The sequence below is a fragment of the Asticcacaulis sp. genome (genome assembly GCF_047605585.1).
GTDB lineage: Bacteria > Pseudomonadota > Alphaproteobacteria > Caulobacterales > Caulobacteraceae > Asticcacaulis.
In genome coordinates, this window is sequence record NZ_JASGFK010000001.1 from 568,121 (window position 1) to 587,549 (window position 19,429).

The following is a 19,429-nucleotide window of genomic DNA, read 5'->3' on the forward strand; positions in this document are numbered from 1 at the left end:
TTAAGCGACCTGGACGGGATCGAGGACGAAGGCGGTACGTTCGGCCAGATCGTTGATCCGTGACAGGTAGGCCTGGAAATGGGGCGTCTGCCGGTGCGCGGCAACCGCATCGCTGTCGATATAGAGTTCATCGAGGGCAAAACGCGTGGGGTCCGTCCGGTCCTGCCACAGGTCATAGCGCAGATTGCCAGGCTCGGCACGCGACGGGCCGGTCATGCCAGATAGCAGGGCATGCAAGACTTCGGCCTGGCCTGGGCGGGCGGTGAGAATGGCCATGATTTTCACGGGATTGGACATGGAAATGTTCCTTATTCTGAATTCTGAAGAGCGCCGGCGGATGCCCGGTGGCATCCGCCGGAAATGAAGGTCACACCAGGACCGGTGCGCGGTTGAGAGCGGCGACGAAACGGGCCGCCAGCGGGTGATCGGAGCGCGGATTCTGGCCCGTGATCAGTTCGCGGTCCTCGATCACATTGGGCTCGAAATCAACCGAGGTGGTGATCACCTTGCCACCCGCCGTTTCCAGCGCATCGACCATGTTGAAGTAAAGCTTAGCGTGCAGGATATAATCCTCAACGACCTTTTCCTCCGTGTTGGAGAAGACGGTCATCCGGTAACCGGCATACGGCCAACCGCGGGCCCATTCCGCCGCCTTTGCCGGATCGCCGGCGATCAGGGCCGCACGGAACTCACGTGCGTGCGGCATCGCCGAGACCACGGCGATCGGGCCGTGACACAACAGGGCGGTCGGCTTTTCGAACCTGTGGAAATGGCGCAGGATCTCGCCCAGGTCCGGATCCTGCATCAGGTCAACGACCGGCGCCTGGCCGCCCGGCACGAAGACGCCGGCATAGGCGTCGAGACCTTCCGCGATGACCGAGCGCAGGGTGCGGACGGTGTTCATTGCCGGATGGCTGGCGTAGAAGAGACGTGCCCGTTCATGGGCCGCGACATCGCCGCCGAAATGTTCGGGGGCATCCGAAACTGGATCGATATGCGGCTTGGTACCGTCAGGCGTCGCCAGCACGATATCGTAGCCGGCTTCAAGAATGGCCATGGCGGGCACGACCGTCTCATTGAGATACTGGCCAGTAGCGCCGGTGCCGCCGCCCTGAACCTCGATGCGGGTGGCGTTGGAACCGATCAGAAGTACTTTACCCTTGCTCATCTTAACCTCCGTTTGCTGATCAGGGAATGATGTCCCTTATGGACAGGCTGATCATGCCTCGCCGCGTTATATTCCGGAAATTTATTGTCTTTATTTTAGATATTCATATGGCATTATATCTGAATGCGATACGACCTGAACCTGCTGCCGGTATTTGTCGCGCTCATGGAAGAGCGCAATGTAACGCGGGCCGCCGAACGCCTGGGCATCACCCAGCCGGCGCTGTCCAACACCCTCAATCGCCTGCGCGAAACCCTGCAGGACCCGCTGTTCATCCGCGAGAGATATGGGGTGAAGCCAACCGACAAGGCGCTGGAGATCGCGCCGGTTATCGCGGCGGCGCTGGCGCAGATCGACGATGTCATACTGGGGCAGCAGGGGTTCGATCCCGCCAAAGCGGACCGTTTGTTCGTCGTGGCGCCCAATTCCTATGTCGAATTCGTGCTCATGCCGGCCGTGGTGGCGCGCCTGCGGCAGCGCGCACCGGGCATCCGCCTGCGTCTCGTGCCCTATGGCAATGACATTGCCGATACCGGCGTGGTCTCCGGCACCACGGCCCTGGTGCTGGGACGGTTTGTCGATCCGCCGGATAATCTGGTGGTTCAGCACCTGATGGACGAGGGCCTGGAGTGCGTCGTCCGGGCCGGACACCCGGAAATCCATGACAGCCTGTCACGCGAGCAGTACGAGCGCCTGAAGCATGTGAACGTGCTGCCGCCCGGCCGACTGCGCGCCGGTCTCTTTCAGGCATTGGAGCGGCAGGGCTTGAAGCGCGAGGTGGCGGTTTCGGTGACGCATTTCCTGGCGGTGCCGGAAATGATCGCCGTTACGGATTACTGCGCCACTCTGCCGCGTCTGATCTGCCGCCACCTGGCGCATGACCACCGCCTGAAAACCGTCACCTCACCCGCCGATCTCGGCACCTTTCCGGTGGAAATGGCCTGGCACGTGCGCTACCGCCACGATCCCGCGCACCGTTGGCTGCGATCGCTGATCGCCGATGTGGCGCGCGAACTGTCTGTTTAATCTGCGACGTAGGTCAGGGTGGCGATATGCAGCAGGCTGTCGACCTTCTGGCCGCCGACCGTGACATCGGCGGGCGTTTCGTTTTCCGCGATCAGGATGTATTCGCCCTTGCTGCGCGCCGGCACGGTGATGCGGCCTTCGCCATCCGTCGCCACCTGCCGGGTCCACTTGTCAGGATCGACCAGTTTCACCGTCTTGTTGGCCACCGGCTGACCCTGGAATTTCAGTACAAAGGTATCACTGTTGGCCGCGACCGGCACGAATTCGTAGCCCTCGCCGCCCGTCGTTTCCGAACGGCCGTAGCGCGCATGGTAGACAGCGGCCTGGGACTTGCCGTCATCGGTCTTCCAGGGTTCCCACACCGTATTGTGCTGCCAGCGCACATCGCCGTTTGCGGCGACAGTCGTGGTCTGGTGATCGGACTGGAGCTGGTAGCTGACGGACTGCGACTTGCCACTCACCAGCAGCTGACCGCCTGTCAGGCGCGGCGCGGCTTCCGGATCGGGCTTGCCATCGGGATCACCGAGATAGACGTGCAGGGTGGTGGCGTCACGCTCGAGCCAGACCTCGTGAGCCTGGGCGGAGACAGTAGTGGCGGCCAGACATATGGCGCCGAGAACAATGGTCCTGAACATGGTGGAATTCCTCTGTTGTCTGCCGCGCATTAATATCGGGCGAAAAGCCCGGCGCCATTACACTGTTACGCCAGACGTATCGGCAGAAAAGTTGCGAGTCAATCGCAAAAACAGAGCGTAAACATAAAAATCAACTTATAATTCATAAGCTTATCTGGCCACGCAACCACATTCCTCATATCATGAGGGGCAGTTATTCGCTGTCGGCTGCCATTTTCGTTTGATCTTTCCGGCTCGTCAGAAAACCAATCCGGTCCGTCCAGAACTTGCTGTAGGCCTCATCGAAGTGATCCGACATGGCCTTGGTGGCCGCCGCGGGATCGCCGGCCGTAACCGCCTCGACAATGGCCTCGTGCAGGCGCTGAACGGTTTCCAGCTCGGGATTGTTCGAACGCCTTTCCATGCCTTCCAGCATCGAGGCTTCGAAAACCTGGCGGAAGGCTTCGATCAGCAGGACATAGAGCGGGTTGCCGGCGGCCTCGGCCAGCGCCAGGTGAAACTGAAGGTCCAGCGCGGAATATTGCGGGCCCGAATGCAGGGCCTCGGCCATCGCCCTGACGATCCCCTGCAGCCTGGTGACATCATCCGCGCTGCGTCGCGAGGCGGCTAGCGCCACCATGCCGATCTCCAGGCTGCGGCGCATTTCCAGTACATTACGCGTATCGGCCTGCCCGATAAGCACGGCATTTTCGATGATCTGGCCAATCATTTCACCATCAAGGCGGGTGATGATAGCGCGTTTACCCACGGCCATCTCGATCAGTCCCGTACCGGCCAGGGCCCGCATGGCCTCGCGCACGACCGGGCGGCTGACACCCAGCACTTCGCTCAGCTTTGTTTCGCTCGGCAGCTTGGCCCCGGGCCGCAGGTTCTGTTTCGCGACATAGTCGCGGATATAGACAATGGTCCGCTCCACCAGGCCCGGGGCTGATGGTTTCGCCGCCGTCTTCGTCTCTTCGATTGTCTCTGCGCCTTTGAGCACTCTGCCTCTCCCTGCGTCGCGGGGCCCGCCCCGTGCCGCGATCGCTTAACCTACACCGGCGCAAACTTCGGTGTCCACAGATAGTGCGCACACAAGGCCGTCGAAATGTCTTGCTTATCTCGCCAAAGGCCGATAAAGCTGTATTACAGGTTTTGTTTTCGAATTGAAAAAGCCAAACGAACAGGCCGCTGAAGCGGCCGGGGCATTCAGGCGAAAGCGAGGTTCATCAGGGATGGGGAGTGCCGTGTTTGCCGGTGGCTCGCAAAATGTGTCGACGGCCGGGCGGTACAGGTGGATCGTCTGCGGACTGCTGTTCCTGTCGACCTCCCTCTGTTATCTCGACCGGCAGATCTTCGGTCTCCTCAAGCCCCTGCTCGTCACCGACCTCGCCTGGACGGAAACCAACTATGGCGATGTGGTCGCCGTCTTCGCACTGATGTACGCAATCGGCTACCTGATGGCCGGTCGCGCGGTCGATCATCTGGGCACACGGCGCGGGTTGTCCCTGGCCGTGGCGGGCTGGAGCCTGGCGGCGGCGGCGCATGGCCTCGCGAGCTCGGTCTTCAGTTTCAAACTGGCGCGCGGCGCGCTTGGCCTGATGGAAGGCGGCAATTTCCCGGCCTCTATCAAGACCATACGGGAATGGTTTCCGGTGCATGAGCGCGCCCTGGCGACCGGCCTGTTCAATGCCGGCAGCAATGTCGGGGCGATCATCACTCCATTGGCTCTACCGTTTGTCGTCGCGGCCTTCGGCTGGCGCATGGCTTTCCTGATGGCGGGCCTGCTGGGGCTGGTGTGGCTTGTCGCCTGGTTTGTCTTCTACGAAGCGCCGGAAAGGCAGCGGCGTCTGTCCGATGCGGAGCGCGCCTATATCCAGGCGGAAGCGACCACCTCCGGATCAGAAGTCAGGCAGTCCTGGGCCTCACTCCTGCGCCAGCGCGGCACCTGGGCCTTTGTCGTCGGCATGCTGATGACCGGACCGGTATGGTGGTTTTACCTCAACTGGGTGCCGGGCTATCTGCACAGCCGCTTCGACGTCGACATGATGCAGTCGATCCTGCCCATCGTCACCATCTACCTGACGGCGGATGCCGGCAGCATTATCGGCGGCTGGCTGTCCTCCCGCCTCGTTTCTTCCGGTCTGGCGCCGGTCAGGGCACGCGTCACAGCCATCCTTATCATGTCCCTCTGCACCCTGCCTGTCGGGCTGATCTCTCATATGCCAGGCATCTGGCCGGCGGTCGGCGTCATCGCCCTGGCGGCGGCGGGGCACCAGGGCGTTTCGGCGAACCTCTATACCCTGGTCTCAGACACGATGCCGGCCGCCTCGGTGAGCTCCGTGGTCGGTATCGGCGGCTTCGCGGCAGGGATCGCCGGCATGTTCACCGCCCTGGCGATCGGCCGTCTCCTCGACGCCACCCACGGCAATTACCTCGTCCTCTTCATCGGCGCGGCGGCGGCCTATCCGCTGGCCGGCGTGCTGATGGGACTGATCCTCAAGAACCGGCGCGTCCGGTCACCAGCTGCAACGGAGTAAGCATGTCCGATATCGCGCTTTTCGATCTCTTTCGCAACGAGCTCTATACCCCGGTGGTGGGGGATATACTGGACGGGCTCGGGCTAACGCACCAGTTTCTGCCGCAACCCATTCAACCCATGCGCACCGATATGAAACTGATCGGCCGTGCCATGCCGGTGCTGATGATCGATGTTTATGGCGTGCAGGAAAAACCTTTCGGTCTGCTGACCGAAGCGCTCGACCAGCTTGAGCCGGGGGAAATCTATCTGGCCAGCGGCGGCGAGATGCGCTGCGCTTACTGGGGGGAGCTTCTGACCGCAACGGCGCGGGCACGCGGCGCCGCGGGCGCGGTGATCAACGGCTTTCACCGCGACACGCCCGCCGTTCTGGAACAGGGCTGGCCCGTCTTCAGTCGCGGGCGTTTCGCCCAGGATTCGGCGGTACGCACCCAGGTGGCCGATTATCGCTGTGTCATAGAGGTCGGGCCGGTCACGATCCATCCTGGCGATCTCGTCTTCGGTGACATGGACGGCGTCGTCGTGATCCCGGCCACGCGCGAAGCCGAGGTGGTCGAGAAATCACTGGAAAAGGCGCGGGGCGAAAAGCGCGTCCGCCGCGATATCGAGGCAGGTCTGTCGAGCACGGCCGCCTTCGCCAAGTACGGCATCCTGTAATGGAAAAGGAGACCTTCATGACGGCCAATCCATTCGCCGATGCTTTCAGCCTGGCCGGTGAGGTCGCCCTGGTGACCGGTGGCGGCAGCGGTCTGGGACTGGCCATCGCCCGGTGCCTGCATCAGGCAGGGGCGAAGGTCGTTCTGGTCGGGCGTCGCACCGACCTTGTGGAAGCGGCGGCCGAAACCCTGGGAGACGGCGCCTATGGCGAGGCGGCGGACATCACCGCCTTCGGAGAGATGCCCGCCCTGCTCGAGCGGGTGCGCGAGCGCGCCGGCCCCGTCTCGATCCTGGTCAACAATGCCGGCATCCATCTGAAGAAGATGGCCGTCGATACCACGGTCGAGGAATTCGGGCGGGTGATGGATACCCATGTCCTGGCAGCGCATAATCTCTCACGGCTGGTGTTGCCGGATATGTGTGCGGCGGGGCGCGGCAATATCCTGTTCACCGCCTCGATGACGTCCTTTATCGGCATTCCGCAGGTGATCGCCTATTCGGCCGCCAAATCGGCCTATCTCGGCATGGTGCGGGCCCTGTCATCCGAGGTGGCAGGCGAAGGCGTGCGCGTCAACGCCATCGCGCCGGGCTGGATCGACTCGCCCATGCTGCAAGGCGCCCTGGCCGGCGATCCGGCACGCGCCGGCAAGATATTGTCGCGCACGCCGATGAACCGCTTCGGCGCCCCGGAAGATATCGGCTGGGCCGCCGTCTATCTCTGCTCACCTGCCGCCCGATTTGTCACCGGGGCCGTCCTGCCTGTCGACGGCGGCGCCGCTCAAGGATTCTGACTCGAACCATGACCACGATCTCCGCTCCCCTGTCGCTCCACAAGGACCGCCTGCTGCCTGCCGACCCGGCCACGCGCCACATCGCGCGCGACCTCTACGAATCCGTGCGCGACCTGCCGATCATCAGCCCGCACGGACACACCGATCCCTCCTGGTTCGCCGATGACACGCCCTTCGCCGATCCGGCGGCCCTGTTCATCATCCCGGACCATTATATTTTCCGCATGCTCTATAGTCAGGGCGTACCGCTGGAAGACCTGGGCGTGCCTCGCATAGACGGCGGGCCGGTCGAGACCGATCCGCGCAGGATCTGGCATCTGTTCGCGCAGAACCAGCACCTGCTGCGCGGTACGCCGAGCCGCATGTGGCTCGACCATGCGTTCCACGAGATACTGGGGGTTCGCGAACGCCTGTGCGCCGACAATGCCGACCGCATCTACGATCACATAGCCGAGCGTCTCAAGAGCCCCGAGTATCGACCGCGCGCCCTTTATGAGCGCTTCAACATCGAGGTGCTGGCCACGACTGAAGGTGCGCTCGACGACCTGCGCCATCATCGCAAGATCGCCGCCAGCGGCTGGGAAGGACGGGTGATCACCGCTTTCCGTCCTGACGGCGTGACGGACCCGGATGCACCCGGCTTCCGCGATGACATCACCGAGCTGGGCCGCCTGACAGGTCAGGACACCACTAGCTGGCGGGGCTATCTGGCGGCGCTGGCCGACCGCCGGCGCTATTTCATCGAATATGGCGGCTGTACCTCGACCGATCACGGTCACCCCACGGCGCATACGCAGGATCTGAGCGAAACCGACGCCGAAGCTCTGTTCGCCCGCGTTCTGAATGGTTCAACACCGCAGGAAGCCGAGTGTTTCCGCGGCCAGATGCTGACCGAAATGGCGCGGATGAGCCTGAAGGATGGGCTGGTCATGCAGATACATCCCGGCGCGCGGCGCGGACAGAACCCCTATATCCAACGCACCTTCGGCGAGGCCAAGGGCGATGACTTCCCGGCGCCGACCGACTTCGTTCACGATCTGAAACCGCTGCTCAACCGCTTCGGTAACGACCGCGACCTGACGATCATTCTGTTCACCCTGGACGAGACGACCTATGCACGCGAGATCGCGCCTCTGGCCGGGCATTACCCTGCGCTGCGCATTGGTCCGGCCTGGTGGTTCCACGACAGCCCCGAAGGCATCATGCGCTTCCGCGAGCAGACGACGGAGACGGGCGGTTTCTACAATACGGTCGGCTTCAACGACGACACCCGCGCCTTTTTCTCGGTGCCGGCCCGTCACGATCTCTGCCGCCGGGTGGACAGCGCCTATCTCGCACGCCTGGTTGCCGAACACCGCCTCGACCTGGATGAGGCTTTCAGGGTAGCCGCCGATCTCAGCTACCATCTCGCCAAAGCCGCCTATCGCCTCTGAACGGAAATCAGTCATGTACGTGGAAAGTTTCGAAACCTGGACATGCAAACGTCCGAAAGGTCTGTTCGATGAAAGTCGCGAAGGCGCGGCCCCTATGCCCTGGGATTATGTGGTCGGCAAGATCACCACCTCGGACGGCATCGAGGGCATAGCCACCTTCTGGGCGGCGCGTTCAGGCGCCGTCACCGAGGCCTATCTCGCCGACATCGTGGCACCAGTCATCCTGGGCCGCAGCATCCATGACCGCGAACGCATCTGGCAGGATTTCTGGAATATCGATCGCCATGGAGCCTTCTTCCCCGTCTTCCTGCCCGGCCCGATTGACGTGGCCCTGTGGGACGCGGCGGCGCGCACTGCCGGCCTGCCCCTGCACAGCTATATCGGCAGCTGCCGGACCCATATGCCGGTCTATGCCAGCAGCCTGTGGCTGCCGGCCGTCGGTGACTATGTGCGCGAAGCCCTGCACTATAAGGCAAAGGGTTTCTGGGCCTACAAGGTCCACCCCTGCGGCCCCAGCGGGCTCGACATGGAAATCCACGCCGCCGTGCGCGAAGCCGTCGGGCCGGATATCGTGCTGATGAGCGATCCGGTCGCCGAATACACTCTGGCCGAGGCGATCAAGGTGGCGCGTCATCTGGAAGTGCTGGATTATCACTGGTTCGAGGAACCTTTCCGGGATTACGAGCTGGACAAGTACGCGCAGCTCAGCGCCGCCGTCGATATCGCCATTGTCGGCACGGAGACGACACGTGGCGGACCGTGGGGTGTGGCGCAGGCCATCAAGGCCAATGCCGTCGATGCCGTGCGCGCCGACGTGTCATGGAAGGGCGGCATCACCGGCACGCTCAAGGTCTGCCATCTCGCCGAAGCCCATGGCATGAACTGCGAACTGCACACCACGACCATGGGGCCGATGGATATCGCCAACCTCCATGTCGCCTGCGCGGTGCGCAATTCCGAATATTTCGAAATGTTCGTGCCGGAAGATACCTTCCAGATTCCGATGAAGCAAAGCCTGCACGACTTCATCGATGGCAATGGCGATATCCATGTGCCGCCCGGTCCCGGCCTCGGCATCGATATCGACTGGGATCTGGTCGATAATGCCTGCGTTTCACACCGCGTCTTCCGGCGCAAGGCCTGATCCTACTCCTGCCTGATCCTATTCCTGAAAGAACAGCCATGAACTCCACGCCCAAACTCACTCGCCGCATGATGGCCCTCGGCACAGTGGCCAGCCTGGCCGGTGCGCCGTCGCTGGTTCGCGCGGCGTCCCTGCGCGGCTTTTACGAGGTGCGCGATTTCGGTGCACGCGGCGATGGCAAGACGATCGATTCCGGCGCCATCAACAAGGCCATTGAGGCCGCGGCGCGAGGCGGCGGAGGCACGGTGGTGGTCTCGCCAGGCGACTACAAGTGTTTTTCAATCCGGCTGAAGGACAATATCACCCTCATGCTGTCGGCCGGCGCCACTATCATCGCCGCCAATCCGGATGTCGACGGCGCGCACTACGACCTGCCGGAGGGCGTGTTCGAGGAGCAACTGGCCTCGCACGCGCAGAGCCATTATCGCAACAGCCTGATCTACGGCATCGGCCTCAGCAATATCGCTATTATCGGGACGGGACGCATTCACGGGCTCGGGCTGGACCGCGAAAATCCCGAGCCGCGATGGCATGGTATTCCCGGCTGGGTGTCGCCGAAGGACCAGGGCCTCGATCCCCAGACGGCGCGGCTGAAAGACCCTGAGGAACGCCGCTACGAAGGCCGTGCCGGCAAGAGTATTGGCCTCAAGGAATGCCACAATGTGGTGCTGCGCGACTTCTCCATCCTGCAGGGCGGGCACTTCAGCGTCTACGCCCTGGGCTGCAGCAACATGACCATCGACGGGCTGATGATCGACACTGATCGCGATGGCATCGATATCGACTGCTGCCGCGATGTGCGTGTCAGCAACTGCATCGTCAATGCCCCAAAGGATGACGCCATCGTTCTGAAATCCAGCGGCGCGCTGAATCGCAGCGTCATTTGCGAAGAGGTGAGCGTCGTCAACTGCAAGACCAGCGGCTACCTGCTGGGCACCCTGCTGGACGGCACCTATGTGAAATCGCCGTATCTATCGCCGGACAAGGTGGGGGTTATCGGGCGGATCAAGCTCGGCACCGACTCGGTCGGCGGTTTCCGCAACATACTGATCTCCGACTGCATCTGTGAAAATTCACGCGGTCTGCAGCTCGGCGCCATCGATGGCGGCATATTGGAGGATGTAACCTTCTCCAACATCTCGCTGCGCGATCCGGTCAACCATCCGTTCTTCCTGCGCCTGTCGGTGCGTAATCGCGCCCCAGTTGGCGCCGGGGTTTCCCAGGTCCGGCGCGTCCGGTTCTCGGACATCACTGTTTCCGGTGCTCTCGGGGCTTTTCCCTGCGGTATCGTGGGCGTCGAGGACGGCATCATCGAGGACGTCAGCCTAGACAATGTCCATGTCGTCAATTCAGGCGGCGGCACAGCGGAAGACGCGGCGCGGATTCCACCGGAAAGGCGCAATTCGAGTCTGGAGCCCAGCTTCATGGGGGTATTCCCGGCGCACGGACTTTACGTCCGTCATGCGCGCAACCTCACGATACGCAATTCGTCCTTCGAGGTTACGGCGCCGGATGCCCGCCCGGCACTTTACTTCGACGATGTGTCGGGCGCCACGGTCAGTGGTCTGTCGGCCCCCAATCCCGGCCAGGCGGTTAAATCCGTCAATAGCCGCGATATCATTGTCAGCTGAGCGTCTCTATCGCCTCGCAGATGCCCCCAGGCACAGTGACAAAACAGTAACACACGGCTCGGATCACAAAAAACCTGTAATACAGCTATTGTCGATTTTGCCCAAATCCTGTATTACAGGTTAATCCGCATAAGTCTGCGGACAAGATAAAAAACAATGCCCGGTTTGCGACCGGACAGGGATCAGAAACAACCGTGGAAGACTGTGGCCGGAGACGCGATATATGCGCGCTCCTGACCGATAGTCCGTATCTGAAACTCATCCGATCGCAATCTCACGACCTAATTCCATCCAGACCGATATCCGGGCGTCCTGCCTGGCAGCCTGCACACGTCTGTTTCAGAGCCATAAACTGGCCATCCAGGGAGAGAAATAATGCGTTCAAGACAAAGAGTCATCATCCACCAAAGTGCCTCGGCACTGGCGATTGCCCTCGTCGCCTGCAGCACCGGCGGGGTAGCCGCGCAGACAGCGCCAGCTTCGGATCAAACCCCGCCTCAGCCACAGGCCACTCCGTCATCCGACGAGCAGGTGGTCGTCGTCACCAGCTTTCGCCGGTCGCTGACCAGTGCGCTGGCGGTGAAACGCCGGGAGACCGGTATTGTCGACTCGATTACCGCCGAGGACATCGGCAAGTTTCCCGATTCGAACCTGGCGGAATCGATGCAGCGTGTGCCCGGGGTCGCTATAACGCGCGGCGATGGCGGCGAGGGCAAGACCATCTCTGTTCGCGGACTGGGCGCACAGTTCACGCGGGTTCTGCTGAACGGCATGGAAGGCGCCAGCTCGACCGGCTCGTCGGATATCCGGTCCGGTTACGTATCTTCGCGCTCCTTCGACTTCAGCGCCTTTCCCTCAGAACTGTTCAGTTCCCTGAAGGTCCGCAAGACCAGCGAAGCCGATGTGGAAGAAGGCTCGCTCGGCGCAACCGTGGAGCTTGAGACGCCGCGACCACTGTCTTACAGCAAGGACTTCACGGCCGCGGTCAGTGCCGAAACCACCTATGACGACCTGCGTAAAAAATACAGCCCCCGCTTTTCAGCCGTGGCCGCCGGGAAATTCCTCGGCAACCGGCTGGGCCTTGCCGGTTCGGTGGCCTGGACCGAGCGCCACACCCGCGAGGAAGGCTGGTCGGCGATCGATATTCTCCAGGGCAGCGTGAACCATTTCTGTTCACCGGAGGGGTATACGCCCCAAAGTCCGGCCACCAGCGCCACCAACGGCAGCGATGCGGAGAACTGCTCCACTGGCAATCCGCGCCTGCCCAATACGACCGAGAACGTCGACAACTATACCCTGGTCGACAGCGCCAATACCTATGTGCCGCGCACGCCGCGACTGATCCGCTCGGACCAGGACTACACCCGTCTGGGCGCCACGGTCACCCTGCAGTACCGGCCGAGCGAACACACCGACATCTCGCTGGATGCACTCTATTCGCGCTATGATGTGGAACGTCAGGACAGCTCGCTTTCCGCGCTTTCCTTCTCGCGTTCCGCTTCCCAGCACGGCAGCGCGGAAACCTCGGTGGTGGATGCCGAGGCCTCTTCGGACGGCACCCTCGTCTATGGCCTGTTCAACGGCGTGGACCTTGTCTCCGACCTGACGCGCAGCAAATATTCGACGACGTTCAGCCAGCTCAATCTCAAGATCCGGCAGGACTGGGGCAAGCTCACGCTCAATACCTATCTGGGGGCGTCGCGGACCGTATATGACAAGCCTATGCGTACGCAGATTTCCATGTACGCCAACAATGTCGACGGTTTCTCCTTCGACTTCCGCAACAATGACCGCTTCCCGACACTGAACTGGGGCATGGATGTCAGTAATCCGGACAACTATGTCTTTGGCCCGAATTCGGCTGACAACACGGTCAATGGTGTGCTTGCCATGCAGGTGGGCCGCGACACCACCGACAATACGAACGGCGAGATTCACGCGGCCTATCAGCTGACGGACTGGTTGAAGCTGAAGGCCGGCCTGCAATACCGCGAAGCAAACTACGACTCGGTCAGCGCCTCGCGTGTGACGCAGAACCTGGCACCGTCCCTGCCCGCGGGCACCACAATGGCCGACCTGACCAGCGTTCTGACCGGGTTCGGCAGCTCATTACCGGTGAACACCATCTCCGGCTGGGCCGCGCCGGATTACGACAAGTTTGACTCGGTTTTCGGTTTCTCAAGCCAGACCGGTGACTATGCCCTGGCCGCCGCAACCGAAGCGACCCTGGACGAAAAGGTCAATGGCGCCTATGCGCAGGCCGATTTCGATACCAGCGCATTACCAGTGCATATCCGGGGCAATATCGGCACGCGTTATGTGCATACCGATCAGAGCGGGACAGGCACCTATTCGGGCACGCCGCTCGCCCTGACCCGCAGTTATGACGACTGGCTGCCTTCCGCCACTATCGCCGCTGACCTGAAGCCCAACCTGATCCTGCGCTTCGCGGCGGCCAAGGTCATGTCACGTCCCGAACTGTCCGATCTGCTGCCGGGAACCGTATCGATCGCCCTCAATACCCGCACGGTCTCCAGCGGCAATTTCATGCTCGACCCGATCCGTGCCAAGACAGCAGACCTGTCGCTTGAATATTACTTCGGCAAGCGCGGGCTACTGGCGGGCGGTCTGTTCTACAAGGATATCGACACCTACATCCAGACCCTTCAGCGAAACATTCCCTTCAGCGAAACCGGCCTGCCGCTGAGCCTGCTCGAGGGGTCAAGCAATGACGCGGACACGATTTTCACGGTCTCTAACAAGACCAATACGCCGGGCGGCACCCTGAAGGGTTTCGAGCTCAATTACCAGCAGGGCTTCGACTTCCTGCCGGGCTTCTGGAAAAACACCGGCATAGTCGCTGCCTATACCTATACCGAATCGAACATCGCCTACTGTACAGATGCGGCCTGCTCCACGACGATCACGGCCGCCCTGGTGAACCTCTCGAAGAATACGCTCAACACGACGATCTACTATGAGGATGACAAACTGAGCATGCGTCTGAGCGGGTCTTACCGCGACAAGTTCCTGCTCAAGGTCCCGTCCGGCCGGGCCGGGAGCGATGTCCAGGGCAATATCGCCAGCTTCTATCTCGATGCGAGTGCGTCCTACCAGGTCACGCCAAACCTGCAACTGCGGCTGGAAGCACAGAACCTGACGAACCAGGAACTCGGCTATTATGAGGATTCCGTACGCCAGGATTCGCTCTACAGCTCATACAGCGGTCGCAAGATCACAGTCGGATTCGGATACAAGTTCTGATCCGGGGCGGACTATTTTCAGGTGGGAGGTCAGCGCCATATGGGGCTAACCTCCTGCCTTTATTCCCGATATAAATTCTGCGAACGACACCAACTACACGGCCATGACCGGACGCATCCTTGCCGGGCAATTGGCTTTCAGGAAGTCATCATGGCTCATCAGGCCATCGACCCGCTTCTTCACGCCGGCGCGGATGCGCGACAGCCGCAGCTTGAGTTCATCCTCGGAAATCACATCGGCGACCGGGTGATAATCTTCCGGATGCAGCCCCTGGCCGAGAAGCACAGCGAACCAGCTGACCTCCTTGAAAATTTCATATTCCTGCACCATGCATTGCCCCTGCGTCCGGAAAACCTCAAGGCGCGCCGCCAGGCTGTCGGGGATGTCCATGTACTTGCAGTACTTCCAGAAGGGCGTGTCTTCGCGTTCGGTGGTTTTATAGTGTGCGATCAGGAAGTCGCGCACATTGACGTATTCAGCCAGCATTTCGCGGTTGAACTGGTCGATGACGGCTTGATTGAAGCCGCGTTTCGGGAACAGGGCCAGAAGCTTGGCGATGCCGGCCTGGCCAAGATGGATGGAGGTCGATTCCAGCGGCTCAAGGAATCCGGCAGCCAGGCCGATCGACACCACATTCCGGTTCCACATCTGCCTGCGGTGGCCGCCGACAAATTTCAGGATTGCCGGCTCGGCCAGGGCGGCGCCGGCAATGCGCGATATGAACTTTTCACGCGCCTCATCCTCGCTCAGATAGGCATCGCAGAAAACATACCCACCGCCAATGCGGGTCTGCAGTGGGATACGCCACTCCCAGCCAGCCTCCCGGGCCGTGGCACGCGTGTAGGGGGTGATCGGGCCTTCCGGATTGGCGTAAGGCACGGCCACAGCGCGATTGCACGGCAGCCACTTCGACCAGTCCTCGTAACCGCTGTGCAGTGCCTGCTCGATCAGCAGCCCACGGAAGCCCGAACAGTCGATGAACAGGTCGCCACCGACCACCTGGCCGCTTTCGAGCTGGACAGAGGTCACGTAACCGGATGCGGCGTCCTGATTGACCTTGACGATCTTGCCCTCCTGCCGGACCAGACCGCGCTTCTCGGCATGACGACGCAGGAAATTGGCGTAGAGCGTGGCGTCGAACTGATAGGCGTAGTTTACCCGCGGCAGGGCGTTGGTGTCCGTCGCCCTGGGGCGATCGAACCGGTTCTGCATGGCGGCCATGCTCTCGGAATTATAGACCGTATAGTCACGCGTACCGCCAAGGGTGACGTCGCGCTGCCAGAAATGCATGAAATTAATGCCATCCATGTCGACGCCATAGAGGCCGAACGGATGGAAATACTCGACGCCGACATTGCGCCAGTTGACGAAATGGATGCCCAGCTTGATCGTGCCGTTGGTTTCGCTCATGAACTCGTCTTCGCCGACGCCAAGCACCCGATTAAACAGCGCCATCTGCGGGATCGAAGCCTCGCCGACACCGACCGTGCCAATATCCTTGGATTCGATCAGGGTGATGTCGTAGTTCTGGGTGCCCAGAACCTTGGTCAGGGCCGCCGCCGTCATCCAGCCGGCGCTGCCGCCGCCGACAATGACCACTTTTCTGATTTTGGGCTTATTGCTCATGTGATGTCCCGCTACCTGTCATTTGCCGTCTCATGGTAAGGGGATATAGCCGTGCCCACGGGCTGGAGCGGTGCTCCGGCAGCCGTTGGCATGTTCCGTTCCGATGATGACCGCGCTTCCTCAACCGATGTTTCCCGGTTTATCAACAGCCAGATGTAGCGGCCGGCCGGTGAAATAGCAAGCCCCATTCCTTGCGGCACCTGCCTTATAACTCATTATTATAATTGAAATTTTTTAGAACATTTAAATATCAAAATGTGGATACGTTGCTACATTTAATAATGAGCCATGTTTCCATGTAGCAACATTATCTTGCCTATTGACGGCTATAAGAACACCGGTCAAACAGATAAAAAAAGTTTACGAGGAGGGGGCGTGACCAGTCAGATACCACGCAGAATCGTCATATTGGGCGGGGGCACCGCGGGCTGGATGCTGGCCGCATCGCTGACACGGGCCTTCAAACCGCAATACGCCACGGTCCGCCTGATTGAATCGGGCGACATCAGCATTGTTGGCGTGGGTGAATCCACCCTGCCCCAGGTGCGGGACTTCAATGAATTCCTCGGCCTCGATGAGGCTGAGTTCATGCGCGAGACCAATGCGACCTTCAAGCTGGCGATCGAATTCCGTGACTGGGCCCGCGAGGGCGATTGCTACTTCCACCCGTTTGGCGTCCATGGCCACGCCATCCAGGGCATCCCCTTCCTGCACTGCTGGCTGCGCGCGAAGGCGCACGGGCATCACTTCAATATCGATGATTTTTCCTATCCCAGCGTTGCCAGCCGCGAGCAGAAGTTCGAATTCCCCTCAAAGGATATGTCCTCCATCCGCTCGACCTACTCCTATGCCTACCATTTTGACGCCTACCTCTATGCGGCCTACCTGCGCAGATGGTCAGAAAAGCGTGGCCTGAAGCGCACGGAAGGCACGGTGGTTGATGTCAACCTGCGCGCCGAGGACGGCTTTATCCAGTCACTGACCCTCGCTTCCGGCGAGGTGATCGAGGGCGACCTGTTCATCGACTGCTCGGGCTTCCGCGGCGTCCTGATCAACCAGGCCCTGAAGATGGAGTGGGAAGACTGGCAGACCTGGCTACCCTGTGACCGGGCCTGGGCCCTGTCCAACGACCTTGACGCGGATTCCACGGCCACAACGCGCTGCACGGCGCGCGAGGCGGGCTGGCAGTGGCGCATCCCGCTGCAGAAACGTATCGGTGCCGGCTATGTCTTTTCCAGCCGTTTTACCACGGAAGAACGGGCGCGCGAGGTGCTGCTCGGCAATCTCGATGGTCCGGCGCAGGGCGAACCGCGCCTGATCCGCTTCCAGTCCGGGCGCCGCAAGAAATCGTGGCACAAGAACTGTATCGCGCTCGGCCTGGCCAGCGGCTTCCTGGAACCCCTGGAATCGACCAGCATCTACATGTCGCAAATCGCGGTCAACTTCCTGATGAGCCTGTTTCCGGGCCAGCCGATCAATCCCGTTCTGGCGGAAGAATATAACCGCCTGGTCGATATCGAATATACGCGCGTCCGCGACTTCCTGATCCTGCACTACCATGCTTCCGGTAACCGGGATGGCGAACTGTGGCGGCATGTACAGACGATGCAGCTGCCGGATTCCCTGCTGGACAAGCTGGAAATCTTCAAGCGCCGCGGACACATCCATCGTTACCGCGACGGCCTGTTCTCCCCGGCCAGCTGGACGGCCATCTATACGGGGCAAAGGATTTCCCCCGGTGGATACGATCCCCAGGCCGACAATATCGATTTCGACAACATGCTCAAAACGATGATGGAATTACGCGAGCGTATCGCCGCCAATGTCGCCACCATGCCAAATCACGCCGAATTCGTGCGCGGCTATTGTGCCGCACCGGCTTCCGGCGCGCCCCACGGATCCGTTCATGTCTGACACCGAAAACGCCTCCCCAGACAACATGTCCCGCCCCGGTCGTCTCCGCAGGATCGTCATCGTCGGCCGTGACGAGGCTCTGTGGCTGACCGCCAGTACGCTCAGCGCCGCGCTTTCCCGCACCGGATTTGAGATCACCGCCGTTGAGCTGCCCTCACTGGTCAGGCCCGTCGATGTTGTTTCCACCTTGCCGAACCACGCCTCGTTCCATAGCCGCCTGGGCCTCAAGGAGGCGCCGCTGATGGCGGTCACGCACGGCACCTACAGCCTGGGGCAGCGCTTCGCCAACTTCGCCAAGACCCGCCCTCCCTTTATGCACAGTTATGGCTCCTGCGGCGCCCCCATCAATCTTGTGCCCTTTCATCATTACTGGGTCAGGGCACGCGATCAGGGCCTCAGGGCGGAATTCGAAGACTTCTCGCTCAATGCCGCCGCCGCCCGTCAGGGGCGCTTTTTCCGGCCGGAAGAAAACAAGGAGAAGCATAACGAATGCGGTTATGCCTATCACCTGAGCGCCGGCGCCTATTGCCAGCTTCTGAAGCAGGTCGCCCTTAGCCGCGGGATCGGCCATCTGCAGGCCACTGGCCTGGATGCCGTGTCACGCGACCCGGAAAACGGCCACATCACGGCCGTAAGCCTGTCGAACGGGCAGACGGCCAGTGGTGATTTCTTCATCGATGCCACGGGCGCGGAAAGCCTGCTGCTTGGCCAGGCCCTGGGAACACGTTTTGAGTCGTGGCAACAGTGGTTTCCTTGCGACCGCCTCCTGACCGCCAGTGCGCCTCCCTTCTCACCACTGCCGAGCTTCAGCCAGGTGTCCGCCTTCCGTTCGGGCTGGGTGGGACAATTCCCGCTGCGCAACCGCACGGCCATACGCCAGGTCTACAGCAGTGTCGAAATGGACGAGGAGGAAGCACTGCAGAGTGCCGCCGTCGTCACCTCCATGCCTATGGGCGCGGCATCCATCCTGAAACCCTATACCGCTGGCCGGCGCGAGGTCGCGTGGTCAGGTAACTGCGTCGGGATAGGCGAGGCGGCGGCCGTATTCGATCCGATCGATAATGTGGACGTGCAGGCTATCCTGATGGGACTGGCGCATCTGACCTCGATGATACCGCTCGATCGCGACATGGCGGCGGAGTGCAAGGAATATAACCTCAACATCATTTCCAGCTTCGAACGTACGCGCGATTACCAGATATGCCATTACAAGCTGAACAAGCGCTATGATGAGCCGCTGTGGGACCATTGCCGCGACATGGCCCTGCCCGATCTTCTGCATCACAAGATCAAACTTTTCGAGGCCCGCGGTCACCTGGTCGAATATAACGACGAGACCTTCATCGATCACGACTGGCACTCGATCTTCCTGGGCCACGGACTGATCCCGCAGGCATACGATCCCAAGGTCGATCAGACCCCGGAAAGCGAGATTATTCCACGCTTCCAGAACATACTGGGAGGCATCAAGAAACAGATCATGTGGATGCGGCCCATGGAAGCCTACTTCCAGAAGTAGCCACACTGGACGCGAAGATGGCGACCACGGCGCAACGCTCGCCGGCCTGCCTGCAAAGCACCGCCAGCAGAAACCCCCGGTCTGAGGTCCGGGGACTTCCACT

15 protein-coding genes are annotated in these 19,429 nt (G+C 61.2%); 10 read left to right on the top strand and 5 right to left on the bottom strand.

Annotated elements, in window-relative coordinates:
- Positions 1-297: a putative quinol monooxygenase gene (locus QM647_RS02670; RefSeq protein ID WP_414993924.1), complete on the bottom strand. Its 297-nt coding sequence runs from the start codon at positions 295-297 to the stop codon at positions 1-3.
- A gap of 70 nt (positions 298-367) precedes the next feature.
- Entirely contained in the window at positions 368-1,168 is an 801-nt protein-coding gene (locus QM647_RS02675) for a DJ-1/PfpI family protein (protein WP_414993925.1), read from the bottom strand.
- Between the two features lie 123 nt (positions 1,169-1,291).
- Between QM647_RS02675 and QM647_RS02680 the strand changes: the two genes are divergently transcribed.
- On the top strand, positions 1,292-2,194 hold the full coding sequence (locus QM647_RS02680; protein ID WP_414993926.1) for a LysR substrate-binding domain-containing protein: 903 nt from the start codon (positions 1,292-1,294) through the stop codon (positions 2,192-2,194).
- Here QM647_RS02680 and QM647_RS02685 read toward each other — a convergent pair.
- Complete coding sequence (locus QM647_RS02685; protein ID WP_414993927.1) at positions 2,191-2,829, bottom strand: hypothetical protein; 639 nt, start codon at positions 2,827-2,829, stop codon at positions 2,191-2,193. The genes QM647_RS02680 and QM647_RS02685 overlap by 4 nt on opposite strands.
- A 193-nt stretch (positions 2,830-3,022) precedes the next feature.
- On the bottom strand, positions 3,023-3,811 hold the full coding sequence (locus QM647_RS02690; protein WP_414993928.1) for a FadR/GntR family transcriptional regulator: 789 nt from the start codon (positions 3,809-3,811) through the stop codon (positions 3,023-3,025).
- 232 nt (positions 3,812-4,043) lie between these two features.
- Between QM647_RS02690 and QM647_RS02695 the strand changes: the two genes are divergently transcribed.
- The 7 genes from QM647_RS02695 to QM647_RS02725 all read left to right on the top strand — a co-directional run bounded on the left by QM647_RS02695 (position 4,044) and on the right by QM647_RS02725 (position 14,267).
- The gene (locus QM647_RS02695) at positions 4,044-5,348 is read left to right on the top strand and encodes an MFS transporter (RefSeq protein WP_414993929.1); all 1,305 of its coding nucleotides are present in this window, start codon (positions 4,044-4,046) and stop codon (positions 5,346-5,348) included.
- 2 nt (positions 5,349-5,350) lie between these two features.
- Entirely contained in the window at positions 5,351-6,004 is a 654-nt protein-coding gene (locus QM647_RS02700; protein ID WP_414993930.1) for an RraA family protein, read from the top strand.
- Positions 6,005-6,021: 17 nt separating this feature from the next.
- Entirely contained in the window at positions 6,022-6,795 is a 774-nt protein-coding gene (locus QM647_RS02705; RefSeq protein WP_414993931.1) for an SDR family NAD(P)-dependent oxidoreductase, read from the top strand.
- A 17-nt stretch (positions 6,796-6,812) separates the two neighbouring features.
- Positions 6,813-8,228, top strand: a complete 1,416-nt coding sequence (gene uxaC, locus QM647_RS02710; protein WP_414994556.1) for a glucuronate isomerase — start codon at positions 6,813-6,815, stop codon at positions 8,226-8,228.
- A 13-nt stretch (positions 8,229-8,241) separates the two neighbouring features.
- A complete protein-coding gene (locus tag QM647_RS02715; RefSeq protein ID WP_414993932.1) occupies positions 8,242-9,372 on the top strand; it encodes an enolase C-terminal domain-like protein in 1,131 nt (376 codons plus the stop codon).
- A gap of 38 nt (positions 9,373-9,410) precedes the next feature.
- A complete protein-coding gene (locus tag QM647_RS02720) occupies positions 9,411-11,003 on the top strand; it encodes a glycoside hydrolase family 28 protein (RefSeq protein WP_414993933.1) in 1,593 nt (530 codons plus the stop codon).
- A 375-nt stretch (positions 11,004-11,378) separates the two neighbouring features.
- On the top strand, positions 11,379-14,267 hold the full coding sequence (locus tag QM647_RS02725; RefSeq protein ID WP_414993934.1) for a TonB-dependent receptor: 2,889 nt from the start codon (positions 11,379-11,381) through the stop codon (positions 14,265-14,267).
- Between the two features lie 93 nt (positions 14,268-14,360).
- Here QM647_RS02725 and QM647_RS02730 read toward each other — a convergent pair whose 3' ends face one another.
- Entirely contained in the window at positions 14,361-15,893 is a 1,533-nt protein-coding gene (locus tag QM647_RS02730) for a tryptophan halogenase family protein (protein WP_414993935.1), read from the bottom strand.
- A 375-nt stretch (positions 15,894-16,268) separates the two neighbouring features.
- Here QM647_RS02730 and QM647_RS02735 point away from each other — a divergent pair, with 375 nt between their 5' ends.
- Positions 16,269-17,807, top strand: coding sequence for a tryptophan halogenase family protein (locus QM647_RS02735; RefSeq protein WP_414993936.1), 1,539 nt, complete (start codon positions 16,269-16,271; stop codon positions 17,805-17,807).
- Entirely contained in the window at positions 17,800-19,326 is a 1,527-nt protein-coding gene (locus QM647_RS02740; protein WP_414993937.1) for a tryptophan halogenase family protein, read from the top strand. The genes QM647_RS02735 and QM647_RS02740 overlap by 8 nt, the downstream gene beginning before the upstream one ends.
- Positions 19,327-19,429: the final 103 nt, after the last annotated feature.